Genomic DNA, 23,783 nt, shown 5'->3' with positions numbered 1-23,783 from the left:
CCGATCCGGCCAACTCACCGTCCTGAACGGGGCAACTCGCGGCGTGGTGGGGGGCGGACGATGACCGCGACCCTGCCCCCGCTGGTCGGGCCGACCCCGGCTGCAGGTGGCCGTGGCCGGATCGGCCGTCGCTCGCTCCCGACCATCGCCACGTTCGTGCTGTTCGTGGTGCTGTTCGCGGCCGGTTCGCTGCGCTACGACGGGTTCTTCTCCGGCCAGGTGCTGCTCAACCTGTTCGTCGACAACGCGTTCCTCATCGTGCTCGCGGTCGGCATGACGTTCGTGATCCTCACGGGCGGCATCGACCTGTCCGTGGGCTCGGTCGTCGCGCTCTCCGGCGTGCTCGCGGCCAAGCTGCTCGCCCAGGGATGGGCGCCGATCCCGGTGATGCTGCTGGTGCTGCTGATCGGGTCGACGCTCGGTCTCGCCATGGGCGTGGTGATCCACTACCTGGAGATCCAGCCGTTCGTCGTGACGCTCGCGGGGATGTTCCTCGCCCGCGGCCTCTGCTATGTGATCAGCGTCGAGTCGATCCCGATCCGCGACCCGCTGTTCACCGACCTCGCCACCGGCGCGGTCTACATCCCCGGCACCGACCTGTACGTCAGCCCGTCGGTGCTGGTGGCCGTCGTCGTGGTGGCGGTCGCGGCGTACGTGCTGGCCTGGACCCGGTTCGGGCGCACGGTCTACGCCGTCGGTGGCAACGCGCAGTCCGCGCTCCTCATGGGTCTCGCCGTGGCCCGCACCCGGGTCGCCGTGTACGTGATCAGCGGCTTCTGCTCCTCGCTGGGCGGGCTGCTCTTCGCCTTCTACTCGCTGTCGGGCTACAGCCTCGCGGCCGTCGGCACCGAGCTGGACGCCATCGCCGCCGTCGTCATCGGCGGCACCCTGCTCTCCGGCGGGGTCGGGCTCGTCGTCGGCTCGCTGGTCGGCGTGCTGGTGCTCGGCATCGTCCAGACGTTCATCTCGTTCGAGGGCACGCTCAGCTCCTGGTGGACCAAGATCGTCATCGGCGGCCTGCTGCTGGTGTTCGTCGTCCTCCAGCGCGTGCTCGTCCGCAGGCCCGGCTGATGGCCGAGGCCCCCACACAACCAGGAGGTCGCCGATGACCAGCCCGTCCGTGCCGTTCGAGCGGGCAGTCACCGTCGGCGTCGATTTCGGCACCCTGTCGGGGCGCGCCGTCGTCGTGCGTGTCGCCGACGGCGCCGAGCTCGCCGACGCCGTCCACCCCTACCGGCACGGCGCCGTCGAGCGGGAGCTGCCGGCCACCGGTGCGGCGCTGCCCCCCGACTGGGCGCTGCAGGTGCCGGCCGACTGGCTGGAAGTGCTGCGCACCGCCGTGCCGAAGGCCGTGGCGGCGTCCGGGGTCGACCCGCGCGACGTCATCGGCATCGCCACCGACTTCACCGCCTGCACCGTCCTGCCCACGCTGGAGGACGGCACCCCGCTCTGTGAGCTGCCCGAGCTGGCCGACCGCCCGCACGCCTACCCGAAGCTGTGGAAGCACCACGCCGCACAGGCGCACGCCGACCGCATCAACCGGGTCGCGGAGGAGCGCGGCGAGACCTGGCTGGCCCGCTACGGCGGCCGCATCTCCAGCGAGTGGGAGTTCGCCAAGGCGCTCCAGCTGCTGGAGGAGGACCCGGAGATCTACGCGCGGACCCGGTACTGGATCGAGGCCGCCGACTGGATCGTGTGGCAGCTGTGCGGCACCTACGTCCGCAACGCGTGCACGGCCGGCTACAAGGGCATCCGCCAGGACGGGCAGTACCCGTCACGGGAGTACCTGGCCGCCCTGAACCCGGAGTTCGCGGGCTTCGTCGAGGAGAAGCTGGAGCACCCGATCGGCGAGCTGGGTGCGCGGGCGGGCGGGCTCACCGCGCAGGCCGCCGCCTGGACGGGCCTGCCCGCCGGCATCGCCGTCGCCGTCGGCAACGTGGACGCGCACGTCACCCCGCCGGCGGCGAACGCGCTGGAGCCCGGCCAGATGGTCGCGATCATGGGGACCTCGACGTGCCACGTGATGGTGTCCGACCAGCTCGGCGAGGTGCCGGGCATGTGCGGCGTCGTCGACGGCGGGATCGTCGCCGGCCGCTGGGGCTACGAGGCCGGCCAGTCCGGCGTCGGCGACATCTTCGGCTGGTTCGTCGAGACGTGCGTGCCGCCCGCGTACCACGAGCAGGGCGCCGCGCGCGGGATCGGCGTCCACGCGCTGCTCACCGAGCTGGCCGCGGCGCAGGAGATCGGCGAGCACGGGCTGGTGGCGCTCGACTGGCACTCCGGCAACCGCAGCGTGCTCGTCGACCACGAGCTGTCGGCTGTCGTCGTGGGGCAGACGCTCGCCACCCGCCCCGAGCACACCTACCGCGCGCTGCTGGAGGCCACCGCGTTCGGCACCCGGACGATCATCGAGGCCTTCGAGGCCGCCGGCGTGCCTGTCGCCGAGCTCGTGGTGGCCGGCGGGCTGTTGAAGAACGCGCTGCTCATGCAGATCTACGCCGACGTCTGCAACCGCCCGCTCTCCGTCATCGCCTCCGAGCAGGGCCCCGCGCTCGGGTCGGCGATCCACGCGGCCGTCGCGGCCGGGGCGCACCCCGACGTCCCCACGGCAGCGGCCGCGATGGGCAAGGTCGAGCGGGCCCGCTACCGGCCCGACCCCGACCGCGCCGCCGCGTACGACGCGCTCTACGCGGAGTACCGGCTGCTGCACGACCACTTCGGACGGGGCGGCAACGACGTCCTGCACCGCCTGCACGCGATCCGCGTCGCGGCGCTCTCCCGGAAGGAAGTTCGATGACCGTGCACGACCTGCGGAAGCAGGTGTGCGATCTGCACGCCGAGCTGGTCCGCTACGGCCTGGTCGCCTGGACGGCCGGGAACGTCTCCGGGCGCGTGCCCGGTGAGGACCTGTTCGTGATCAAGCCGTCCGGCGTGGACTACGACGAGCTGACGCCCGAGAACATGATCGTCTGCGACCTCGACGGCAACCCGGTCGAGCCGGGGCTGCGCCCGTCCAGCGACACCGCGGCGCACGCGTACGTCTACCGCCACATGCCGCACGTCGGCGGGGTCGTGCACACGCACTCGACGTACGCGAGCGCGTGGGCGGCGCGGCACGAGGCCGTGCCCTGCGCGCTCACCGCGATGGCCGACGAGTTCGGCGGCGAGATCCCGCTCGGCCCGTTCGCGCGGATCGGCGACTCCTCGATCGGCGAGGGCATCGTCGCGACGCTCACCGGGCACCGCTCCCCCGCCGTGATCATGGCCAACCACGGCGTGTTCTCGATCGGCCCCGACGCGCGTGCCGCGGTGAAGGCCGCCGTGATGTGCGAGGACGTCGCCCGCACCACCCACATCGCGCGCCAGCTCGGCGAGCTCGTCCCGATCCCGCAGGACGACATCGACGCCCTGCACAAGCGCTACACGACCGCCTACGGACAAGAGGTGACGGCATGAGCGCGCAGGTCTGGTTCCTCACCGGCAGCCAGGGCCTCTACGGGGAGGAGACGCTCAAGCAGGTCGCCGACCAGTCCCGGGAGCTCGCGGAGGCGCTGGACCGGCAGCTCCCCACCGTCGACGTGGTGTGGCGCCCGGTGCTGACCGACTCCGCCGGCATCGAGAAGGCGATGCTGGAGGCGAACTCCGACCCGTCCTGCGTCGGGGTGATCGCGTGGATGCACACGTTCTCGCCTGCCCGCATGTGGATCCACGGCCTCGACGCGCTGCGCGCGCCGCTGCTGCACCTGCACACGCAGGCCAACGAGGCGCTGCCGTGGTCGACGATCGACATGGACTTCATGAACCTGAACCAGGCCGCCCACGGCGACCGCGAGTTCGGGTACATCGGGGCGCGGCTGGGCGTGGTGCGCAAGGTCGTCGCCGGGCACGTCAACGACCCGATCGTGGTGGCCCGCGTCGAGTCGTGGACGCGGGCGGCGCTGGGCTGGGCCGAGGTCCGCTCGCTGCGGCTGGCGCGCTTCGGCGACACCATGCGCGACGTCGCCGTGACCGAGGGGGACCGCACGGAGGCGCAGTGGCGCTGGGGCGTCACCGTCAACGCGTACGCCGTCTCCGACCTGGCCGACGCCGTGCACGCGAGCCTCGACTCCGAGGTGGACCGGCTCGTCGGCGAGTACGAGGACGCCTACGACGTGGTGCCGGAGCTGCGGCGCGGCGGGGAGCGGCACGAGTCGCTGCGCTACGGCGCCCGCATCGAGCTGGGCCTGCGGGCGCTGCTGGACGCGGCCGGTGCGAAGGCGTTCACCACGAACTTCGAGGACCTCGGCCCGCTGCGCCAGCTGCCGGGCCTGGCCGTGCAGCGGCTCATGGCCGACGGCTACGGCTTCGGCGGCGAGGGCGACTGGAAGACCTCGACGCTGCTGCGCACGCTCAAGGTGGCCGGTGCCGGCCTGCCCGGCGGCACGTCGTTCATGGAGGACTACACCTACCACCTCGGCCCCGGCCCGCAGCGGATCCTCGGCGCGCACATGCTGGAGGTCTGCCCGTCGATCGCGGCCGACCGGCCGCGCCTGGAGATCCACCCGCTCGGCATCGGCGCGCGCGAGGACCCGGTGCGGCTGGTGTTCGACACCGCCCCCGGCCCGGCCGTCGTCGTCGGCATGTCGGACATGGGCAGCCGGTTCCGGCTCGTGCTCAACGAGGTCGACGTCGTCGAGCCGGACGAGCCGCTGCCGAACCTGCCCGTCGCGCGGGCGGTGTGGGAGCCACGGCCGAACCTGCGCACCTCGACCGAGGCCTGGATCCTCGCCGGGGCACCGCACCACACCGTGCTCTCGACGGCGCTGACCACCGACGAGGTGCACGACCTCGCCGAGCTCGCCCGCACCGAGCTCCTCGTGATCGACGACGACACGACCACCCGCCGGTTCACCCAGGAACTGCGCTGGAACCAGGTCTACCACCACCTCGCCGGGTCCTACTGATCATGATCGAGCTCCGCTCCCCAGAGCTGGCCGCCGCCGTGGTCCCCCACGGCGCGCGGCTGGCCCGGCTCACCGCACCCGACCGGGACGGCCGGCCGGGACAGGTCGTGGTCGGCCTGGCCGAGCCCGACTACAAGGCCGACACCGCCTACCTCGGCGCCACCGTCGGCCGCTACGCCAACCGCATCGCGGGCGGCGAGTTCGTCCTCGACGGGCGGCGGTACGTGCTGCCGCGCAACGAGCCGGGCGCCACCCTCCACGGCGGCCCGGCCGGGTTCGACCACGCCGACTTCGCCGCGGGACCGGCCACCGCCGTCCCCGGCGGGCAGACCGTCACGCTGCGGCACACCAGCCCGGCCGGTGACGGCGGCTTCCCGGGCACGCTCAGTGTCACCGTCACCTACACGGTGCGGGGGCCCGAGCTGGCGATCACGATCACCGCGACCACCGACGCGCCGACCGTGGTCAACCTGACCAACCACGCCTACTTCGACCTGGGTGGCCGGGGCACGATCGCCGACCACGAGATCACCGTGCTCGGCGATCTCTACCTGCCCGTCGACGCGGACCTGATCCCGGCCGGCGGACCCGATCCCGTCACGGGCACGCCGTTCGACCTGCGGGTACCGACGCGGATCGGCGACCGGCTCGCCGACCCCGCACTCGCGACGACCGGTGGCTTCGACCACTGCTTCGTCGTGCGCGGCACCGGCCTGCGCCCCGCCGCGATCGTCCGTGACCCGGGCAGCGGCCGCACGCTCACCGTCCTGTCCGACCAACCCGGCCTGCAGTTCTACAGCGGCAACCGGATCGACACCATCACCCACGACGGGCGGCGGGTGCGCCGGCACGGCGCGTTCTGCCTGGAACCCCAGCAGTTCCCCGACGCCCCCAACCGTCCCGACTTCCCCGCCACCGTGCTGCGCCCCGGCGAGGAACACACCACCCGCATCGTGCTCCGCTTCGGAACCGACTCAACGGAGAGACCATGAGACTGACCCGATGGGCCGCCGCAGCTGCGGCAGTGGCCCTGTCCGTCACGCTGGCCGCATGCGGCTCCAGCGCGAAGACGGCCGACCAGGCCCCGGCCGCCGGTTCCGGCTCCGCGGCGGGCGCACTGGTCGGCGTCACCATGCCGACGCGGTCGTCCGAACGCTGGATCGCCGACGGTGACAACATCAAGAAGGCCCTGGAGAAGCTCGGCTACACCGTCGACCTCCAGTACGCGGAGAACGACATCCCGACGCAGGTGAACCAGATCGAGAACCAGATCACCCGCGGCGCCAAGCTGCTGATCATCGCCTCGATCGACGGCACCGCGATCACCACGCAGCTGCAGTCGGCCAAGGACAACAAGATCCCGGTCATCGCCTACGACCGGCTGATCCGCAACAGCCCGAACGTCGACTACTACGCCACGTTCGACAACTTCAAGGTCGGCGTGCAGCAGGCCGAGTCGCTGCTGGTCGGGCTCGGGATCAAGAAGGAGGACGGCTCCGACGGCGGCAAGGCCGGCCCGTTCAACATCGAGCTGTTCGCCGGTTCACCCGACGACAACAACGCCACGTTCTTCTTCAAGGGCGCCATGTCGGTGCTGCAGCCGCTGATCGACAAGGGCACCCTCGTCGTCAAGAGCAAGCAGACCGACTTCAACACCGTCGCCATCCTGCGGTGGGACCCGGCGACCGCGCAGAAGCGCATGGAGGACGTGCTCACCTCGACGTACTCCAGCGGAGCCCGCGTCGACGGCGTCCTGTCGCCCTACGACGGCCTATCGATCGGTATCCTCTCCGCCCTGAAGAGCAACGGCTACGGCACGCCAGCGCAGCCGTACCCGGCCGTGACCGGTCAGGACGCGGAGGTCGCCTCGGTGAAGTCGATCATCGCCGGTGAGCAGTTCGCGACCATCTACAAGGACACCCGCCAGCTCGCCGACACGGCCGTCAAGATGGCCGACGCCGTGCTCAAGGGCGGCAAGCCCGAGGTCAACAACACCAGCGACTACAACAACGGCGTCAAGGTCGTGCCGTCGTACCTGCTGCAGCCGGTCGTGGTCTACAAGGACAACTACCAGAAGGTCCTGATCGACTCCGGCTACTACACCGCGGCCCAGCTGCAGTGAGCCCCGCCGTGCCGACCTCCGACGCGATCCTCACCATGCGGGGCATCACGAAGACGTTCCCCGGGGTCGTCGCGCTGGCGGACGTGAACCTCACGGTCCGCCGGGGCGAGATCCATGCGATCTGCGGGGAGAACGGCGCGGGCAAGTCCACGCTGATGAAGGTCCTGTCCGGCGTGTACGCGCACGGCTCCTACGAGGGCGAGATCGTCTTCGACGGGGAGCCGTGCGCGTTCGCCGGCATCCGCGACAGCGAAGCCCTCGGGATCGTGATCATCCACCAGGAGCTCGCGCTGTGCCCGCAGCTCTCGATCGCCGAGAACATGTTCCTCGGCAACGAGCGCACTGGTTCGAGACTGGGCCGCGGCCTGATCGACTGGAACCGCACCAACCACGAGGCCGCGCAGCTGCTCGCCCGCGTGGGCCTGCGGGAGAACCCGGTGACGCCGGTGCTCGACATCGGCGTCGGCAAGCAGCAGCTCGTCGAGATCGCGAAGGCGCTGTCCAAGCAGGTGCGCCTGCTGATCCTCGACGAGCCCACCGCCGCCCTCAACGACGACGACTCCGCGCACCTGCTCGACCTCCTGCGCGAGCTGCGCGACCAGGGCATCACGTGCGTGGTGATCTCGCACAAGCTCAACGAGATCGCCGCCGTCGCCGACACGCTGACGATCCTGCGCGACGGGCGCACCATCGAGACGCTGGACATGCGCTCCGGCGGCGTCACCGAGGACCGCATCATCGCCGGCATGGTGGGCCGCGACCTGGAGCACCGCTACCCGCCGCACGAGCCGACCATCGGCGACGAGGTCCTGCGCATCGAGGACTGGACGGTGCACAGCCCCAGCCAGCCCGAACGAGCCGTCGTGCGGGACGCGTCGCTGACCCTGCGGCGCGGCGAGATCGTCGGGCTGGCCGGGCTGATGGGCGCGGGCCGCACCGAGCTGGCGATGAGCGTCTTCGGCCGCTCGTACGGCGTCGGCATCTCGGGGCGGATCGTCAAGGACGGCAAGCCGATCGAGGTGCGCTCGGTGCGCGACGCGATCGAGCACGGCATCGCCTACGCCACCGAGGACCGCAAGCGCTACGGCCTCAACCTCATCGACGACATCAAGCGCAACATCTCCGGCGCGGGGCTCGACAAGCTCGCGCGCCGCGGCTGGGTCGACGGCGGCGCGGAGTACCGCGTCGCCGAGGACTTCCGCCGCAGCATGAACATCAAGGCACCGACCGTCGCGAGCGTCACCGGGCAGCTCTCCGGTGGCAACCAGCAGAAGGTCGTGCTGTCGAAGTGGATCTTCACCGATCCCGACGTGCTGATCCTCGACGAGCCCACCCGCGGTATCGACGTCGGCGCGAAGTACGAGATCTACACCATCATCAACCGGCTGGCCGACGAGGGGAAGGCGATCCTCGTGATCTCCTCGGAACTGCCCGAGCTGCTCGGCATCTGCGACCGCATCTACGCGCTCGCGGCCGGCCGGATCACCGGCGTCCTCGACCGCGCGGACGCCACCCAGGAGCGCCTCATGCAGTTGATGACCCAGGTCCCGAACGGACAGGAGCTCGTGTCGTGACCAGCGTTGTCCCAGCGGGGACCGACACGCCCCCGACCACGTCCGAGCCGCCCGCCGGCGGCCGGCGGCGGATCTCGCTCAACCCGCGCCAGAGCGGCATCTACGTGGCGTTCGCGCTGATCGTGGCCCTGTTCGCGGTGCTGACCGACGGTGCGTTGCTGCAGCCGCAGAACATCTCCAACATCGTCGTCCAGAACTCCTACATCCTGATCCTCGCGATCGGGATGATCCTGATCATCATCGCCGGGCACATCGACCTGTCGGCCGGCTCGGTCGTCGCCGCGACGGGTGCGGTGTCGGCCGTGCTCATGGTGAACATGGACCTGCCCTGGCCGCTCGCCGTGCTGATCACGCTCCTGGTGGGGGCCGCGATCGGCGCGTTCCAGGGCTACTGGATCGCGTACTTCGGCATCCCCGCGTTCATCGTGACGCTCGCCGGCATGCTCGTCTTCCGCGCGGTCACGCTCACGGTGCTCGGCAACCAGGGCATCGGCCCGTTCCCGGACGCCGTGCGCACCCTCGCCAACGGGTTCACGCCCGGCTTCCTCGGCAACGTGGGCCTCGGCCCGCTCGGCGGCGCCGACATCGTGACGCTGCTGCTCGGGCTCGCCGCGGTCGCCGTCGCCGCGACCACGCAGTGGCGGGCCCGCAGCGCGCGGATCGGGTACGACCAGGCCGTCGACCCGCTGCCCGTGTTCGTCCTCAAGATCGCGGTTCCGGCGATCGTGATGATGTTCGTGATCGTCCAGCTGGCGCGGTTCCGCAACCTGCCCTACGTGCTGATCCTGCTCGCGGCGCTGGTCGTCGGGTACACGCTGCTGACCAACCGGGCCGTCTTCGGCCGGCACATCTACGCCATCGGCGGCAACAAGCAGGCCGCAACGCTGTCCGGCGTGAAGGTCAAGTCGGTCACGTTCTGGATCTTCGTGAACATGGGCGTGCTGGCCGCGATCGCCGGCGTGATCTTCGCGGGCCGGCTCAACCAGGCCGGCCCCACCGCGGGCATCAACTTCGAGCTCGATGCCATCGCCGCCGCGTTCATCGGCGGCGCCGCGGTGCAGGGCGGCGTCGGCAAGGTGGTCGGCGCGATCACCGGCGGCCTGATCATGGCGGTGATCAACAACGGCATGTCGCTGATCGGGGCGCCGAGCGAGCGGGTGATGCTGGTGAAGGGTCTCGTGCTGCTCGCGGCCGTCGCGTACGACATCTGGACGAAGCGGCGGGCCGCCGGCGCCACCACCTGAGATCGGTCAGCCCTTCACGGTCTCGGTGGCGACCGTCCAGGCCCTGGCCTGCTCGCTGATGGTCACGCCGAGGCCGGGGCGGGCCGACACGTGCATGCGGCCGTCCGCGATCTCCAGGTGCTCGTCGAACAGCGGGTCGAGCCACTCGAAGTGCTCGACCCACGGCTCGCGCGGGTACGCCGCGGCGAGGTGCACGTGGATCTCCATGGCGAAGTGCGGGGCCAGCTGCAGGTGCGCGGCGTCGGCCTGGGCCATGACCTTGAGGAACTGCGTGATGCCCCCAATCCGTGGCGCGTCGGGCTGCACGATGTCCGCGCCTGACGCGCTGATCAGCGCAGCGTGCTCGGCCACCGAGGTCAGCATCTCGCCGGTGGCGATCGGCGTGTCGAACGTCGCCGTGAGCTGGGCGTGCCCGGCGTTGTCGTAGGCGTCGAGGGGTTCCTCGATCCACGTCAGGTCGAACGGTTCGAGTGCCCGGCACATGCGGCGCGCGGCGGCCCGGTCCCACTGCTGGTTGGCGTCGACCATGAGCGGGGTGTCCGGGCCGATCGCCTCGCGCACCGCGGTGACGCGGCTGAGGTCGACGGCGTGGTCGGGATGCCCCACCTTGATCTTGATGCCGCCGATCCCGGAGGCCAGGGCGGCCTGCGCCTTCTCGACGACCTCCTCGACCGGCGCCTGCAGGAACCCGCCGGACGTGTTGTAGCAGCGCACCGCGTCGCGGTGGGCGCCGAGCAGCTTCGCCAGCGGCAGCCCGGCACGTTTGGCCTTGAGGTCCCACAGCGCGACGTCGAAGGCGGCGATCGCCTGCACCGACAGGCCGCTGCGGCCCACCGAGGCGCCCGCCCACACCAGCTTGTCCCAGAGCCGCCCGATGTCGCTGGGGTCCTCCCCGATGAGCGCCGGCGCGATCTCGCGGGCGTGGGCGAACTGGCCGGGACCGCCGGCTCGCTTGGAGTAGCTGAACCCGACGCCCTCCACGCCGGACTCGGTCGAGATCTCCGCGAACAGCATCGCGACCTCGGTCATCGGCTTCTGCCGACCGGTCAGCACCTTGGCGTCGCTGATCGCGGTGGCCAGCGGCAGCGTGACCGACGAGAGCCGGACGGCGGTGATCCGGTCAAGGGTGGCGGACGCGGTCATGACGGCTCCTCGTGCATCTGGGGGAGCAGCGCCAGGATGCGCTGCAGCGCGGGACCGATCTGGTCGCTGCGCCAGGCTGCGACCAGCACGACGTCGGGGCTGTTCGACACGGGCCGGAAGCGGATCCCGTCGCGCCGCAGCGCCGCCGCGCTGGCCGGCACGAGCGCGAGCCCGCGCCCGGCGACGACGAGCCCGAGCATCGTGTGGATCTGGGTGAGCTGGTGGGCCGCGCGGAACGGCACCCCGGCCAGCACGGTGGCCGTGAGGTCGGCGAAGTAGCGGGCGCGGTCGCGGGTGTAGAGCAGCAGCGTCTGCCCGCCGAGGTCGGCCGGCGCGACGGGCCCGTCGACGTCGAGTGCGTGGCCGGTGGGGACGGCGAGGACGAGCGGTTCGACCTGCACGACGCGCGTCGCGAACCCGTCGCCGACCGGCGGGCGGACCAGTGCCAGGTCGAGGCCGCCGCTGTGCAGGGTGGCGAGCTGCTCGGAGCTGACCAGCTCGTTCAGCACGATCTCGAGACCTGGCGCGCCCTCCTCGATGCGGGTGATGAGCCGGCCGAGGAAGTCGAAGCCCGACGCCGCGGTGAACCCGATCCGCACGGTCCCGGCGTGCCCGTCGGCGACGAGCCGGGCTGTGTCGGGCGCCGCGTCGGCCAGCGCCAGCAGGCGGCGGGCCTCCACGAGGAACGTCGCGCCGGCGGGGGTGAGCTCGACCTGCCGCTTGCTGCGGTCGAACAGGACGACGCCGATCTCCCGTTCCAGCTTCTGGACCTGGCGCGACAGCGGCGGCTGCGTCATGCGCAGGCGCTCGGCGGCCCGCCGGAAGCTGCGCTCCTCGGCCACGGTGACGAAGGCGCGCACCTGGTCGAGGGAGTACACAGGTCCAGGACGGTACTCGTCCCGGTTCAGCGCGAGGATCATGTCGCGGGGTCGAGCTGGATGCGCCGGATCGGGCCCATGACGGCCATCGCGACGATCGACAGCAGGCCGTGCAGGGCGACGAACCACAGCGCGACGTCGAACGAGCCGGTGGCGTCGACGGTGTAACCGATGACGATGGGCGTGACGATCCCGGCGACGTTGCCGAACGCGTTCATCGTCGACCCGACGAAGCTCGCGGCCTGCGGAGGAGCCAGATCGGTGGTGATCGCCCAACCCAGCGAACCGAGGCCCTTGCCGAAGAACGCCAGCGTCATCAGGGCGATGATCAGCGCCGTCGAGTCGGTGAGGCTGCAGATCGCGATGGCCGTGGCCAGCGCCATCCCGACGACGCTCGGCACCTTGCGCGCCGCTGTGAGCGGGGCACCCCGGCGCAGCAGCGCGTCGGAGACGGACCCGCCCGCCAGCCCGCCGAGGAACCCGCACAGCGCCGGCAGCGCGGCGACGAACCCGACCTCCAGCAGCGTCAGACCGCGGCCCTTCACCAGGTAGACGGGGAACCAGGTGATGAAGAAGTAGGTCAGCGCGTTCACCGCGTACTGGGAGACGTAGACGCCCCACAGCGCGCGCGAGGAGAAGATGCGGGCGATCGTCGTCCGGTTGAGCGGTGCGCGCCGTTCGGTGGTGCCCGCGGTGTCGAGGTCGACGAGCGCTCCCCCGGCCTCCATCGTCGCCAGCTCGGCGGCGTCCAGGCGGGAGTGGTCGCGGGGCGGGCGCATCCAGCGCAGCCACAGCGCGGCGAGGAGGATCCCGATCACGCCGAGCAGCACGAACACCCAGCGCCACCCGAACTCGTGCGTGACCCAGCCCATGATCGGCGCGAACAGGGCGGTGGCGAAGTACTGCGCCGAGTTGAAGATCGCGGTGGCGCGGCCGCGCTCGGCGGTGGGGAACCACGTCATCGTCACCCGGGCGTTCGCGGGGAACGCGGGCGACTCGAACACCCCGAGCAGCACGCGCAGCGCGAAGATCACCGCCACCCAGACGACGACGGGCAGCGTGACCAGCCCGACGAAGCTGAGCGCGAACGTCACCACCGTCCAGAGCGCGATGCTCGCCCCGTACACGCGGCGAGCGCCGAACCGGTCGAGCAGCACCCCGCCCGGCAGCTGCCCGACGACGTAGGCCCAGCTGAACGCCGAGAAGATGTAGCCCAGCTGCACGGAGCTGAAGCCGAGGTCGGTCTGCAGGCTGCTCCCGACCAGGGAGAGGCTGGACCGGTCGGCGTAGTTCATCGTGGTGACGATGAAGATCAGCCCGAGCACGAGGAACCTCGTCGGCACGCGCCGCGGGACCGTCGAGGAGCCGACGTCGATCGCCTGTCCCACCCCGTCCCGGTGCATGCCAGGACGCTAGGAGCCGCAGCCGATGCTCGTCCAACACCAAGTCGGCATCGACTGATGCCAGAACGGCATCATGGCGGTCATGCCGACCGTTCGCGGGATGAACTACCTGGTGGGCGACGCGCCGGAGCACGTCCTGCGGTGGACATCGGGCTCGACGCGTGGATCCGGCCGCACCTGGTGGACCGCCGCGGGCCCGAGGTGCTCGCGCACCTGGAGAGGACGGGTGACGTTGCTGGTCGGCAGCGAGCTCACCCACACCGTCCGCGGGATCCTCCGCCTGCGGGTGATCTTCGCGGCCCGCCCGCTGGTGCGACGTCGGATGCGGCGGCGGCTCGACGTCCGGCTCGGCCGGGCGGCCGAGACAGCGCGGCGGGTGTTCCGCGGCCCGGTCGGCTACGGGTCAGTGTCGTCAACGAGTTCGGCTGCGGCGCCTACGAGGGCGCCAAACGCAGGGGCCCGGCCGCGTTTCGGATCGTCGACTGGTCCGCCGAGGAGCCCACGATCACAGGCGAACATCCGAGGAGCGAGCAGACCCAGGCCCGCTACCTGGGCGAGCTGATCGACCTCTACGCAGCGTCCGGCGTGCACGGCTGCTTCGTCTTCGCCTTCGCCCTGCCCGGCTACCCCCACCACTCGGACCCGCGCCGGGACCTCGACAAGGCCGGGTTCGGTGTCGTGAAGGTCTCGGCCGAGGACCCTACGGCCTGGATGCCCAAGAATCCTTCCACGTAGTGGCCGCGCGCTACGCGTCTTCTTCTCGTCGGTGAGCTCATTCTGCGCGCTGTCAGCCGGCACTTTCAGGTGTTCGGCTTCGCCTAGGCGCGAGTGGGGTTTTCCGGCTCGGGCGTCCCGGTTCGTCGGAGTTCGACCGGGGTTTTCACTGCATCATATGGTCGACCTGGCGGCCGTACCCGACTGGGAACTCTGCCTGCGTGCCTTCGCTTCCGTTGCTTGTGTGGTCGACTGGCTGTGGTCCCGATTTCGCGCAGGTGGTTGTGGAATTCGCATAGCCCGCGGCCGTTGTCGAACTCGGTTCGGCCGCCGTCGCGCCAGCGTTCGATGTGGTCGATGTGTCTGATGGGTGCGTCGCAGTAGGGGGCGGTGCAGCGGCCGCCGTCCCGGATCTTGATCAGGTCGGCCAGCACACCGGTGAAGGTGCGCTGCACCGAGTCGCCGCCGATCACGATGCCGTCGCGGGTCACGATCCGGCGGAACGTCTTGCGGCCGGCACCGGTGCGCACGATGTCGGCGGGGATCGGCCCGTGGCCGGGGACCTCGGCCGGGAGCGGGCTGTCCGGGTCAAGGAGCGACTCGAACGGCACGATGATCTGCACCTGGACGTCGATGTCCTCGGCCTGGGCCTGTCCGGTGAGCCGTTCGACCAGGGTGTCGGCCATGATCTCGCCCCGCCCCCGCCGCACCGGCTCCGGTCGCACCCAGACTTCGTTCCCGGCTTTGCGCAATGCCGCGTAGCAGGCCACCGCCTGTTCCACCGGCAGGTGCGCGGTCAGATCCGCCATGCCGGGCTCGGTGGAAGGCCGCACCGACACCCGCCGCCCGGACCGGGCCCGGGCGCAGCGTGCGGCGAACTTCTCCGGCGCCACCTCCGCCGCCAGCTTCCGGGCCAGGTCGTGGATGCGTCGGACGCTCAAGGTTTCGACGCCGCGCTCGGCGAGCTGCTCGTCCACCCAGGACCGCTCGTCGGGGTCGAGGTGTGACCCGGCGCTGGTGATGAAGGTGATCTTCTGCTCGTTGAGCAGTCCGGCCGCGAACAGAGCGCGGACCCGGTCGTGCCCGGCGTGGAGATCCCGGGCGATCCGTACTCGCTTCCCGCCCTCGGAGGCGGAGACCCGGCACGCCTGCCCGACCTGCTCGGCAACGACCCGCTGCACATCGTCGGGATCAGTGACACCGGCGTCGATCTGCTCAGCCGCCACCGCCCGCCCGAGCGCAAGAATCGCCGCAGCCTGCTGCGCGGCGAGAGCATTCTTCTGCTCTTCGAGCCGCGCGACAGCCTCAGCGAGCTGCGCAACCAAGACAGACGTGGACATACCTGTATCCTACCGAAAACAGGCACGCCAAACAAGTGTTCGAAATCGGCACCACGGCCAGTTGCCCACGCAAGCAAAGCGAGGAGAGGCAGCCAGACAGAGTTCCGAGTCGGGTACGGCCGCCAGGTCGACCACATTATTCGTTTGAGAACCCCGGCAGCGCCAGAACGACCGCTCGTGCGACCAGGACAGCGAAGGGGTAGCTCAGGAAGCCGATCGGGCGCGAGCCAAGCGAGGGACAGATGTTTCACCGTCCGCGACCTGCGGGAACGCCGAACGACGACGTCGCACACCCAGGGAGGGGTGATCGCAAGTGGACACCACGACGCTCGTCCTGATCATCGTCGTGATCGTGCTCGTGCTGGTCGTGGCCATCGGTGGGTTCATGCTCGCGCGGGCCCGGCGCTCGCAGCAGCTCCAGGACCGCTACGGCCCCGAGTACCAGCGCAGCCTCGACGAGACCGGCGACCGCAGGGCGGCCGAGGCCGAGCTGGCCGAGCGGGAGGCCCGGCGCAAGAAGCTGGACGTGCGCGACCTCTCCGCCGAGGAGCGGCAGCACTTCGCAGCGTCGTGGACGGAGGTCCAACGCGGGTTCGTCGACGACCCGGTGCGGGCGGTGCGCGAGGCGGACGCACTCGTCGTCGAGATCATGCGCACGCGCGGCTTCCCGGCCGACGACGCCGACCGGCGCACCGACGACATCGCGGTCGACCACCCCGAGATCGCGCAGCGCTACCGCGACGCCCGAGCCGTCCGCGACGCCACGAACCAGGGATCGGTGGACACCGAGACCCAACGGAACGCCATCACTTCCTACCGCGACCTCGTCGAGGCACTGTTGGGCGACCAGCACGCGGCCGAACACGCGAAGGAGCAGACGCGATGACGAGCCACGGCAACGACCACGGTGGCGAGCAGGGCCCCATGGACAGGTTGAAGTCGGCGTGGCGGGAGGCCGTCGGATCCCGCGACGACGCCCGCGACGAGGAGACCGAACGCCACGACGAGCGCGCCCCGCTCAGCGGCGCCGCGCATCCGGCGGACGTGCGACCCGAACTGTCCGCGCAGCACGCCAGCGGCATGCAGCCGGCCGACGCCGGCGCGGCCACCGAGCGGCTTCCGCAGCAGGGAACCGCCCACCGCATCCCCTCTCAGCAGGCCGCGCCGCAGGAGCAGCCCGTGCACGCCGGAGCAGCCGCCGGGCACGCCCGGGGAACCGGGCAGGCGCCACCGGCGCCGACCGACGAGGACGACCTGCAGGAGCAGGACCGGTCGCGGCCGCCGCAGCAGCCGTCCGAGGCCGTCGTACCGCAGCAGGGCGGTCCGGCCGGGTCCGAGCAGTCCCGGCGGTCGGCCTGGTCGGAACCCGGTCGACGACCGGACGAGGAGACGACCGGCACACCGAACGGCACCCCCGGGGCACCCACGAGCACCGAACCGGCCGCCGAGTCGAGCGCCGCCCACTCCACGGACACCGACTCCACCGATACCGACCAGGAGCCGGAGCGCCCGATCGACACCGACGCCGACCCGCGGGCCACGGTCCGCACCAACGACAGCGTCGACAACATGACCACTGCCGGCACGACCGACAGCACCGAGTCGGGCGGACGGCACCAGTCCTCCTCCGTCGACGGCGGGTCCACCGCGACGGCCGGCGCGGCGGGTGTGACCGCGGACCGGACGGAGCGGCCCGAGGCGGCTCACGCCGAGCGTGACGGCGGTGCAGCGGGTGCACAGGACGTGCCGGCGGACCCGGAGAAGTTCGTCCCGGCCGATCGCGCGAAGGGCTTCGCGGCGCGGTGGGCCGAGGTGAAGGGCGAGTTCGTCGACGAGCCGCGTGACGCGGTCCGCAAGGCGGACGCGCTGGTCGGCGACGTGCTGGACGAGATCGGGCGGGTGTTCACGGAGCATCGGTCACGCCTCGAGCAGGGCCTCGACAACGACGGCACGTCCACGGAGGACCTCCGCCAGGCCATGCAGCGCTACCGGAAGTTCTTCGAGCGCCTGCTCACCATCTGACGGATCTGACGGATCGTCGTGAGGACCGCGGGCCTACCGCGGTCCTCACGACGAGAACCGCAACTCGCCATCACGAGATCCACGACTCGCGCGCCGGAACCACGACTCGCGCGCGCGGAAACCGCGACTCGCCGGCATCACGCCGCGCCCCGGCGGCCGCCCGGGAGCGTGCATCTGCACGTGCAGAGGATCACGAGGCGGCGCGGGCCTGCTTGATGCGCTGCGACTCCTTGCCGATCACGTACAGCCGGCAGGGCCAGACCGGGGCGGCGGTGGACGGGAGCCGGCAGCCGCGGCAGTGCCCGCTCTCGTCGGGCGTGTGCTCGGCGAGGATCCCGCGCACCGCCTCGGGCGTGTAGGAGGCCGCGAGGATCTCGGCGATGCCTTGGATCTGGTCGAACGGCTCCCGGTCCATACTGCGGCTCCCATCGGATTGCGTGCCAGTCGGGGCAACGAAGCCTCCGTGCGGAGACCCGGCAGATGCCGAAGCGGGAGCCCGTCCAGGGTGTGTGCGAGGCTCACTCCCCCCGATCACGGTACTCATGAGTCCGTCGCGATCAGTGGTGAGTTGTGCACGGAGAGCAGTATCGCCTGTGCCGGCATGCAGATGCAAGGAAGTCGTGCAGATGCACTCAAGTCATGCAGACGGCGCGTGCACGTGCACGTGCATCCGCACGGGCCATATTACCTCCGACGCCGCCGCAAGGCGGCATACCCCTCTGAGCTGCAGATACGCAGCAACCGTCCCAGTCCCGAGGGCGGCAGGCGCCGAGAACTTCGCCGGATGCATTTCCCGGTTGCAGATGCAGGTGCATCTGCAAGCCTGTACCTTGAGGGTCGCAACAGGTGTCGCTTCGAGATGGGTGATGACATGCAGCACGAGTACCGCAACGGTGAGTCGGCGGCCCTGCTCGTCGGCGCCGAGTGGCGCAAGAGCAGCTTCAGCGGCTACCAGGGCAACTGCGTCGAGGTGGCTGCGCTGGACTCCGGCGAGATCGCCGTCCGCAACTCCCGGTTCCCCGCCGACGCCGCGCTGATCTTCACGCCGGCCGAGTGGACCGCGTTCGTGCAGGGCGTCGAGAGCGGCGAGTTCCCGCGCTGACGCCGGCGCAACGCAAGCGGGTCAGAGGTTGCCGGCGGCGACCTCTGACCTGATCTTGTCCATCAGCTGGCGGGAGTTGTCCGGCGTCTCGGCGTCGACGGCCAGTCGGTCGAGCGCGCGGCCGTAGAGCTCCATGTCGTCGAGGCTGTCGAGGTAGAGCGCGCCGCCGAGGTGCTCGATGTAGATGACGTCGGGCAGCTCGGGCTCGGAGAAGCGCAGGATCGTGAACGAACCCTCGGCGGCGTAGCCGCTCAGCTGCTTGGGCACGACCTGGATCGTGATGTTGGGCTGGCGCGCGCTCTCGATGAGGTGGTCGATCTGGTCGAGCAGGGTCCGGCGGCCGCCGATCGGTCGCCGCAGCACGGACTCGTCGAGCACCACCCACAGAGTGGTCGGGTTGACGCCGGTGAGGATGCGCTGCCGCTGCATGCGCAGCGTGATGCGGCGCTCGATGTCGGGCGGCGCGAAGTCGGGGCGCCCACGGGTGGCGATGGCCCGCGCGTACGCCTCGGTCTGCAGCAGCCCGGGCACGAACTGCAGCTCGTAGCAGTGGATCCGGGACGCGGACTCCTCCAGCCCCACGTAGTCCTGGAACCAGTTGGGCATCACGTCCGAGTAGCGCCGCCACCAGCCCGGCTGGTTGGCCTGCCGCACCATCCCGAGGAACATCTCGCGTTCGCCCTCGTCGGTGATGCCGTACATCGTGAGCAGGTCGACGACGTCGCGTTCCTTGAACGCGACGCGACCCAGCTCGAGTCGCGAGACCTTCGAGTCCGAGGCGCGGATCTGGTAGCCGGCCTCGGCGCGCGAGATGCCCGCCTGCTCACGCAGCCTGCGGAGCGCGTTGCCGAGCACGATGCGGCGCGCGGTGGATCCGCGGCCGAAGGCGGAAGGTGTGACGTCCTCGGAGTTGCCGGCTTCCTCCATGGCTCCTCCCGTGCACCTTCCGTGATCCGGGGGCGCACACCGCGCGACACCCGGTGTGATCGCGGGGGAGGCGCCCACTCTGGCTCGACAGTGAACCGTACACGTTGCAGCATGTATCGAACACGCGGCGGCACGACTTCATCTCGCACGGTAGCTGTCGCTAGACTCCGCCACCTGAGGTCGAAGCCGCCTCAGAAGACGCAAGTCTCGAGGGGATGAGTATGCCTGCCGCCGAGCCCGCCACTTCCGAAGACGCCATTCCGGCCTACATCGACGTGTCGAAGGCCAGCGTCGCGCGGGTGTACGACGCCTTTCTCAACGGCAAGGACAACTACGAGATCGACCGCGAGGTGCTGCGGCGGATCCAGCAGGTTGCGCCTGAAGCCACGCAGCTGGGATGGGACAACCGCGAATTCCTGATTCGGGCCAGCCGGTTCATCGCCCGCCAGACCGGGATCAAGCAGTACCTGGACTGCGGCTCCGGGCTGCCCACCGCGGAGAACACCCACCAGGTCGTGCAGCGGATCGAGCCGGAATCGCGCATCGTCTACGTCGACAACGATCCGGTCGTGATGGCGCACGGCCGGGCGCTGTTGGAGGAGAACGACCAGACGCACCTGATCGGCGCCGACATCTTCAAGCCGCGCGAGGTGCTCGAGAACGAGGTCGTGCGCAAGACCATCGACTTCTCCGAGCCGGTCGCGCTCTACCAGTGCGGCACCATCCACCACTACAGCGGCGACGACTACGCCGACATCATGCAGGAGTACATCGACGCGATCCCGTCCGGATCGTTCGTGGCGGTCAGCCATTTCTACGACCCCGAGAACGAGGACAGCCCGCTCGCGCGAAAGCTCGAGGAAGTGTTCCTGCACAGCCCGATGGGCAGCGGCTGGTTCCGCACGCGCGAGCAGATCCTGAGCATGATGCCGGGGCTCGAGCTCGTCGAACCCGGACTGGTGCTGTGCGCCAACTGGTGGCCGGACGGTCCGCACGTCAAGCCGCTGGCGCCGATCCAGCGGTGCATCGTCGGCGCGGTCGGTCGCAAGCCCTGATCCGCACCTGACCCATCGGTCAGCCCCACGCGCCACCCGCATCACCCGACAAGGGCAGAAGATCGCTCCCGGCGACCTTCTGCCCTTGTCGCGTTCAGCCCGGCCCTTGGCATGCCCGCGCCGGGATGGTACGAACGTCGCATGTTCGCCGCCCCTCTGCTCGTGCGGCGTCGGCACGTCGACCACGGTCTGGTCCAGACGTGCGCCTGTCCGGGTTCCTGCTGATCCTCCGCTGATCACTGCCGCTCCGGCGGAACCGAGGACGTAGGCCCCTCCCTGCGCTGTGCGAGGCGCACCGCCGTGTCGCCACGCGCCCCGGCGCAGCACGACGCCCGTCCGTGCCTGCCCATCCGTACCAGACCCAAGGAGCCACCTTGACTTCCACCGAATCCCCCGCCGTCGACAACGGCGTGAACGTGGGCGCGCTGCTCGACGCGCGCGCCGCTCTCTCCGACGCCCCCGCAGGCGCCCAGTTCCAGTGGCGCGCCGAGACCGAGTGGCTGAAGGGCACCCACTCCCGCGGCACCGTGAAGACCTTCCACGGCCTGGGCGGCGAGCAGGAGCACATCTCCACGTTCACCTTCGACGCCGACCACCCGGAGCACTTCGCCGCCGAGGACCAGGGCGCCACCCCGGTGGAGATCGTGCTGGTCGGGCTGGGCGCGTGCCTGACCGGCGGCGTCGCGTCCGTCGCGCAGCTGCGCAACATCCAGCTGCGCTCGGTGAAGGCCACCATCACCGGCGAGCACGACATCCTCGGCATCCTCGGCGCCGACCCGGAGGTGCCCAACCGGTTCAAGAGCATCAAGGTGCACTTCGACATCGACGCCGACGCCACCCCGGACGAGATCGCCGCGGTGGTCGCCCAGTCGCAGAAGCGCTCGGCGGTCTACGACAGCCTGACCAACCCGGTCGCGGTCGCCGTCGACGTCAACTGATCGAGCGGACCGGAGGAGGGAGTCCCATGCCGCACGTGACCAGCGTCGTGATCGGCGCGGGCCACAGCGGGCTGGCGGTGAGCCGCCACCTCGCCGGGCGCGGGATCGACCACGTCGTGCTCGAACGCGGCGAGGTGGCGAACTCGTGGCGGACCCAGCGCTGGGACTCCCTCCGCCTGCTCACCCCCAACTGGATGACCCGGCTGCCCGACCACGCCTACCGCGGCGACGACCCGGACGGCTACCTCGCGGCAGCCGAGGTGACGGCGTTCGTCGAGGACTACGCCAAGGAGATCGCGGCGCCGGTCCGGGCGAACACCACCGTCGTCGCGGTCCGCCGCACCGACGACGGCTACGCCGTCGAGACCGACCAGGAGACGTGGCACGCGCGCACGGTCGTCCTCGCCGCGGGCGGTGCGACCGTGCCGTCGGTGCCCGAGCTGCGCGACGCCGTGCCGGACGGGATCGAGCAGCGGGTCGCGGGCGGCGCGGTCGCCGGCTACCGCAGCCCCGACGACCTGCCCGACGGCGGAGTGCTGGTGGTCGGCCCGTCGGCGAGCGGGATCCAGATCGCGCAGGAGGTGCAGGCGTCCGGGCGGCCGGTGACCCTCGCCGTCGGCGAGCACGTGCGCATGCCGCGCCTCTACCGCGGCCAGGACGTGCTGTGGTGGATGGACGCGACCGGCCTGTTCGACGACCGCTACGACGAGATCCCGGACCTGCAGCGGGCGCGGGTCCTGCCGTCGATGCAGCTGGTCGGCACGCCCGAGCGCGCGACGCTCGACCTGAACGCGCTGACCCGCGCCGGCGTGCAGCTCGTGGGCCGGCTGGCCGGCTTGCGGGACGGGGTGGCGCAGCTGTCCGGCTCGTTGCCCAACGTGTGCACGCTCGCCGACCTCAAGGTCAAGCGGCTGCTCGCGACGTTCGACGAGTGGGCCGCGACCGCCGGCGCCGAGCGGACCGCGGGGTTCCCCGACGGCGAGCCGGTGGAGCCGACCGTCCTGCCCGTCACCACCCCCCAGGAGTTGGACCTGCGCAGTGGCGCGATCCGCTCGATCGTCTGGGCGACGGGCCTCGGGCCCGATCTCGGGTTCCTCGGCGACCTGCCGGTCTGGGACCGCAAGGGCCGCATCCGCCACGACGGCGGGGTCGTCACCGCGAGCCCCGGGCTCTACGTGATCGGGCTGCCGTTCCTGCGCCGCCGCAAGTCCACCCTCATTGACGGAGCGGGCGCCGACGCCGACGACATCGTCACCCACCTCGCCGGCCACCTCGCCGGGATCTAGGCGTCCGCGGTGCGGTCGATCCGGCTGCGCACCGCGTCGGCGACGGCGTCGGACCGCTCGGCCGCCCGCACGTAACCGGCCCGGTCCGCGTCCGTCTCCGGCTGGTTCGTCGCGACGAACCGGGCCGTCACCGCGTGTTCCTCCAGCGCGGCGACCGCCGTCCACAGCGCGTTCTCAGCACGTTCCCGCTGCGCGCGCTCCAGCGTGAGCGGGCTGTACTGGTGGCCGACGTGGCAGCGGAAGTACGTGATGCGCGGCAGGTCGATCCGGGCGAGCACGCCGCCGCAGTCCGGGCAGGCCACCCGGAGCGCGGCGGATTCGTCGCCGGCGAGTGACCCCGGGCCGGCCGACTCGCTCATCGTCTGCCCGGCGGCCGGTTCGTCGTCGCGCTCGATCATCGAGACTCCCTCCCCGATCACCTTGTGCACCAGCGCCGCGAGCTGGGGCCCGAGGTCGGCAGCCGACGCGACGATGGCGTGCGGAACGGCGGTGAGCGCAGCCCGCGGCATGGAGTCGGTACCGGCGTCGTCGGGATCCTGGACGGCGACGACGCCGCCCCGGCTGTCGATCAACGCGGCCCCGACCGCACCGTCGTCGAGCGCGCCGGAGAGCACGGCCCCGATCACCGACGGGCCGCCGGCGCGGGCGGCCGAGCCGAACATGACGTCGACGGAGGGCCGGTAGCGGTTGACCCGCGGGCCGCGGCTGAGCACGACCCGGCCGTCGCGGACCATGAGGTGCCGGTCCGCGGGCGCGACGAGGATCCGGCCCGCCTCCACGGGCTGCCCGTCGCGGGCGTGCTCGGCCGGTAGCGGTCCCGAGCGGGAGAGGATCTGCGGCAGGTGGCTCTCCTGCCGGTCGCCGACGTGCACGGTGACCAGGACCGCAGCCGGCAGGGCGGCGGGCAGACCGGCGACGAGCGCGCGCAGCGCCTCGACACCTCCGGCGGAGGCGCCGACGACGAGCAGCACGGGGGCCATGTGTGCGGGTTCCCCGCTGAGCGGGGCTCAACCGTGATCGCCGACCGACGCGAGCTGCGGGGACGAGTACGCTGCCAGCAGCCAGATCCGGGGCACGGCCGGCAACGTCGCG

Annotated in this window: 22 protein-coding genes; 15 read left to right on the top strand and 7 right to left on the bottom strand. The window is 71.1% G+C overall.

The window, feature by feature from the left end:
* The first annotated feature begins 60 nt into the window (after positions 1 to 60).
* The 8 genes from yjfF to mmsB all read left to right on the top strand — a co-directional run bounded on the left by yjfF (position 61) and on the right by mmsB (position 9,883).
* Positions 61 to 1,071, top strand: coding sequence for a galactofuranose ABC transporter, permease protein YjfF (gene yjfF / locus ACQEVB_RS35575; RefSeq protein ID WP_432982390.1), 1,011 nt, complete (start codon positions 61 to 63; stop codon positions 1,069 to 1,071).
* A 34-nt stretch (positions 1,072 to 1,105) separates the two neighbouring features.
* A complete protein-coding gene (araB, locus tag ACQEVB_RS35570) occupies positions 1,106 to 2,797 on the top strand; it encodes a ribulokinase (RefSeq protein WP_432982387.1) in 1,692 nt (563 codons plus the stop codon).
* Complete coding sequence (locus ACQEVB_RS35565; protein ID WP_432982384.1) at positions 2,794 to 3,456, top strand: L-ribulose-5-phosphate 4-epimerase; 663 nt, start codon at positions 2,794 to 2,796, stop codon at positions 3,454 to 3,456. The genes araB and ACQEVB_RS35565 overlap by 4 nt, the downstream gene beginning before the upstream one ends.
* On the top strand, positions 3,453 to 4,943 hold the full coding sequence (gene araA, locus ACQEVB_RS35560; RefSeq protein ID WP_432982381.1) for an L-arabinose isomerase: 1,491 nt from the start codon (positions 3,453 to 3,455) through the stop codon (positions 4,941 to 4,943). The genes ACQEVB_RS35565 and araA overlap by 4 nt, the downstream gene beginning before the upstream one ends.
* Before the next feature lie 2 nt (positions 4,944 to 4,945).
* Positions 4,946 to 5,935 (top strand): aldose epimerase family protein, encoded by a 990-nt coding sequence (locus ACQEVB_RS35555; protein ID WP_432982378.1) that lies wholly within the window; start codon positions 4,946 to 4,948, stop codon positions 5,933 to 5,935.
* Positions 5,932 to 7,065 (top strand): multiple monosaccharide ABC transporter substrate-binding protein, encoded by a 1,134-nt coding sequence (gene chvE, locus ACQEVB_RS35550; protein WP_432982375.1) that lies wholly within the window; start codon positions 5,932 to 5,934, stop codon positions 7,063 to 7,065. Before ACQEVB_RS35555 ends, chvE begins: the two co-directional genes overlap by 4 nt.
* Positions 7,066 to 7,100: 35 nt before the next feature.
* Positions 7,101 to 8,639 (top strand): multiple monosaccharide ABC transporter ATP-binding protein, encoded by a 1,539-nt coding sequence (gene mmsA / locus ACQEVB_RS35545; RefSeq protein ID WP_432985469.1) that lies wholly within the window; start codon positions 7,101 to 7,103, stop codon positions 8,637 to 8,639.
* A 71-nt stretch (positions 8,640 to 8,710) separates the two neighbouring features.
* A complete protein-coding gene (mmsB, locus tag ACQEVB_RS35540) occupies positions 8,711 to 9,883 on the top strand; it encodes a multiple monosaccharide ABC transporter permease (RefSeq protein WP_432985466.1) in 1,173 nt (390 codons plus the stop codon).
* Positions 9,884 to 9,889: 6 nt separating this feature from the next.
* Here the strand turns inward: mmsB and ACQEVB_RS35535 are convergent, their stop codons facing one another.
* From ACQEVB_RS35535 to ACQEVB_RS35525, 3 genes are read right to left on the bottom strand one after another with little or no spacing between them, the layout of a single operon-like run.
* Positions 9,890 to 11,026, bottom strand: a complete 1,137-nt coding sequence (locus ACQEVB_RS35535; RefSeq protein WP_432982372.1) for an L-talarate/galactarate dehydratase — start codon at positions 11,024 to 11,026, stop codon at positions 9,890 to 9,892.
* On the bottom strand, positions 11,023 to 11,904 hold the full coding sequence (locus tag ACQEVB_RS35530) for a LysR substrate-binding domain-containing protein (protein WP_432982369.1): 882 nt from the start codon (positions 11,902 to 11,904) through the stop codon (positions 11,023 to 11,025). The genes ACQEVB_RS35535 and ACQEVB_RS35530 overlap by 4 nt, the downstream gene beginning before the upstream one ends.
* Before the next feature lie 38 nt (positions 11,905 to 11,942).
* Positions 11,943 to 13,307, bottom strand: coding sequence for an MFS transporter (locus ACQEVB_RS35525; protein ID WP_432982366.1), 1,365 nt, complete (start codon positions 13,305 to 13,307; stop codon positions 11,943 to 11,945).
* Between the two features lie 585 nt (positions 13,308 to 13,892).
* Between ACQEVB_RS35525 and ACQEVB_RS35520 the strand changes: the two genes are divergently transcribed.
* Entirely contained in the window at positions 13,893 to 14,042 is a 150-nt protein-coding gene (locus ACQEVB_RS35520) for a hypothetical protein (RefSeq protein WP_432982363.1), read from the top strand.
* Positions 14,043 to 14,125: 83 nt separating this feature from the next.
* Here the strand turns inward: ACQEVB_RS35520 and ACQEVB_RS35515 are convergent, their stop codons facing one another.
* Positions 14,126 to 15,361 (bottom strand): DUF222 domain-containing protein, encoded by a 1,236-nt coding sequence (locus ACQEVB_RS35515; RefSeq protein WP_432982360.1) that lies wholly within the window; start codon positions 15,359 to 15,361, stop codon positions 14,126 to 14,128.
* A 313-nt stretch (positions 15,362 to 15,674) separates the two neighbouring features.
* Between ACQEVB_RS35515 and ACQEVB_RS35510 the strand changes: the two genes are divergently transcribed.
* Positions 15,675 to 16,247, top strand: coding sequence for a hypothetical protein (locus ACQEVB_RS35510; protein WP_432982357.1), 573 nt, complete (start codon positions 15,675 to 15,677; stop codon positions 16,245 to 16,247).
* Positions 16,244 to 17,383 carry a hypothetical protein gene (locus ACQEVB_RS35505; protein WP_432982354.1) on the top strand — a complete coding sequence of 380 codons (1,140 nt, stop codon included), beginning with the start codon at positions 16,244 to 16,246 and terminating at the stop codon, positions 17,381 to 17,383. Before ACQEVB_RS35510 ends, ACQEVB_RS35505 begins: the two co-directional genes overlap by 4 nt.
* A 190-nt stretch (positions 17,384 to 17,573) precedes the next feature.
* Here ACQEVB_RS35505 and ACQEVB_RS35500 read toward each other — a convergent pair whose 3' ends face one another.
* Complete coding sequence (locus ACQEVB_RS35500; protein WP_432982351.1) at positions 17,574 to 17,798, bottom strand: hypothetical protein; 225 nt, start codon at positions 17,796 to 17,798, stop codon at positions 17,574 to 17,576.
* 456 nt (positions 17,799 to 18,254) lie between these two features.
* On the opposite strand from ACQEVB_RS35500, the gene ACQEVB_RS35495 reads away from it, so the two are divergent.
* The gene (locus tag ACQEVB_RS35495) at positions 18,255 to 18,485 is read left to right on the top strand and encodes a DUF397 domain-containing protein (protein ID WP_432982348.1); all 231 of its coding nucleotides are present in this window, start codon (positions 18,255 to 18,257) and stop codon (positions 18,483 to 18,485) included.
* Positions 18,486 to 18,506: 21 nt separating this feature from the next.
* On the opposite strand, the gene ACQEVB_RS35490 is transcribed toward ACQEVB_RS35495, so the two are convergent.
* Positions 18,507 to 19,412: a helix-turn-helix domain-containing protein gene (locus tag ACQEVB_RS35490; protein ID WP_432982345.1), complete on the bottom strand. Its 906-nt coding sequence runs from the start codon at positions 19,410 to 19,412 to the stop codon at positions 18,507 to 18,509.
* Positions 19,413 to 19,633: 221 nt separating this feature from the next.
* Between ACQEVB_RS35490 and ACQEVB_RS35485 the strand changes: the two genes are divergently transcribed.
* The 3 genes from ACQEVB_RS35485 (at position 19,634) to ACQEVB_RS35475 (ending at position 22,691) form a co-directional block, all read left to right on the top strand.
* Positions 19,634 to 20,467, top strand: coding sequence for an SAM-dependent methyltransferase (locus ACQEVB_RS35485; RefSeq protein WP_432982342.1), 834 nt, complete (start codon positions 19,634 to 19,636; stop codon positions 20,465 to 20,467).
* A gap of 374 nt (positions 20,468 to 20,841) precedes the next feature.
* A complete protein-coding gene (locus ACQEVB_RS35480; RefSeq protein ID WP_432982339.1) occupies positions 20,842 to 21,405 on the top strand; it encodes an OsmC family protein in 564 nt (187 codons plus the stop codon).
* A 26-nt stretch (positions 21,406 to 21,431) separates the two neighbouring features.
* Positions 21,432 to 22,691, top strand: a complete 1,260-nt coding sequence (locus ACQEVB_RS35475) for an NAD(P)-binding domain-containing protein (RefSeq protein WP_432982336.1) — start codon at positions 21,432 to 21,434, stop codon at positions 22,689 to 22,691.
* Here the strand turns inward: ACQEVB_RS35475 and ACQEVB_RS35470 are convergent.
* Entirely contained in the window at positions 22,688 to 23,671 is a 984-nt protein-coding gene (locus ACQEVB_RS35470) for a chemotaxis protein CheB (RefSeq protein ID WP_432982333.1), read from the bottom strand. The two genes, ACQEVB_RS35475 and ACQEVB_RS35470, sit on opposite strands and share 4 nt — an antisense overlap.
* Between the last annotated feature and the right edge of the window lie 112 nt (positions 23,672 to 23,783).

The organism is Pseudonocardia sp. CA-107938, from assembly GCF_050936315.1.
In the GTDB taxonomy this organism is placed as follows: domain Bacteria; phylum Actinomycetota; class Actinomycetes; order Mycobacteriales; family Pseudonocardiaceae; genus Pseudonocardia.
Note: the sequence above shows the minus strand (reverse complement) of the source record. Positions and strands in the feature narration are given on the sequence as shown.

What these genes read in the sequence shown, in the direction of transcription:
- ACQEVB_RS35500 (WP_432982351.1), bottom strand. Translation starts at nt 17,798, where the DNA reads ATGGACCGGGAGCCGTTCGACCAGATCCAAGGCATCGCCGAGATCCTC.
- ACQEVB_RS35475 (WP_432982336.1), top strand. Translation starts at nt 21,432, where the DNA reads ATGCCGCACGTGACCAGCGTCGTGATCGGCGCGGGCCACAGCGGGCTG.
- araB (WP_432982387.1), top strand. Translation starts at nt 1,106, where the DNA reads ATGACCAGCCCGTCCGTGCCGTTCGAGCGGGCAGTCACCGTCGGCGTC.
- ACQEVB_RS35555 (WP_432982378.1), top strand. Translation starts at nt 4,946, where the DNA reads ATGATCGAGCTCCGCTCCCCAGAGCTGGCCGCCGCCGTGGTCCCCCAC.
- ACQEVB_RS35565 (WP_432982384.1), top strand. Translation starts at nt 2,794, where the DNA reads ATGACCGTGCACGACCTGCGGAAGCAGGTGTGCGATCTGCACGCCGAG.
- ACQEVB_RS35505 (WP_432982354.1), top strand. Translation starts at nt 16,244, where the DNA reads ATGACGAGCCACGGCAACGACCACGGTGGCGAGCAGGGCCCCATGGAC.
- ACQEVB_RS35525 (WP_432982366.1), bottom strand. Translation starts at nt 13,307, where the DNA reads ATGCACCGGGACGGGGTGGGACAGGCGATCGACGTCGGCTCCTCGACG.
- ACQEVB_RS35485 (WP_432982342.1), top strand. Translation starts at nt 19,634, where the DNA reads ATGCCTGCCGCCGAGCCCGCCACTTCCGAAGACGCCATTCCGGCCTAC.
- chvE (WP_432982375.1), top strand. Translation starts at nt 5,932, where the DNA reads ATGAGACTGACCCGATGGGCCGCCGCAGCTGCGGCAGTGGCCCTGTCC.
- yjfF (WP_432982390.1), top strand. Translation starts at nt 61, where the DNA reads ATGACCGCGACCCTGCCCCCGCTGGTCGGGCCGACCCCGGCTGCAGGT.
- ACQEVB_RS35470 (WP_432982333.1), bottom strand. Translation starts at nt 23,671, where the DNA reads ATGGCCCCCGTGCTGCTCGTCGTCGGCGCCTCCGCCGGAGGTGTCGAG.
- araA (WP_432982381.1), top strand. Translation starts at nt 3,453, where the DNA reads ATGAGCGCGCAGGTCTGGTTCCTCACCGGCAGCCAGGGCCTCTACGGG.
- ACQEVB_RS35490 (WP_432982345.1), bottom strand. Translation starts at nt 19,412, where the DNA reads ATGGAGGAAGCCGGCAACTCCGAGGACGTCACACCTTCCGCCTTCGGC.
- ACQEVB_RS35495 (WP_432982348.1), top strand. Translation starts at nt 18,255, where the DNA reads ATGCAGCACGAGTACCGCAACGGTGAGTCGGCGGCCCTGCTCGTCGGC.
- ACQEVB_RS35535 (WP_432982372.1), bottom strand. Translation starts at nt 11,026, where the DNA reads ATGACCGCGTCCGCCACCCTTGACCGGATCACCGCCGTCCGGCTCTCG.
- ACQEVB_RS35515 (WP_432982360.1), bottom strand. Translation starts at nt 15,361, where the DNA reads ATGTCCACGTCTGTCTTGGTTGCGCAGCTCGCTGAGGCTGTCGCGCGG.
- mmsA (WP_432985469.1), top strand. Translation starts at nt 7,101, where the DNA reads ATGCGGGGCATCACGAAGACGTTCCCCGGGGTCGTCGCGCTGGCGGAC.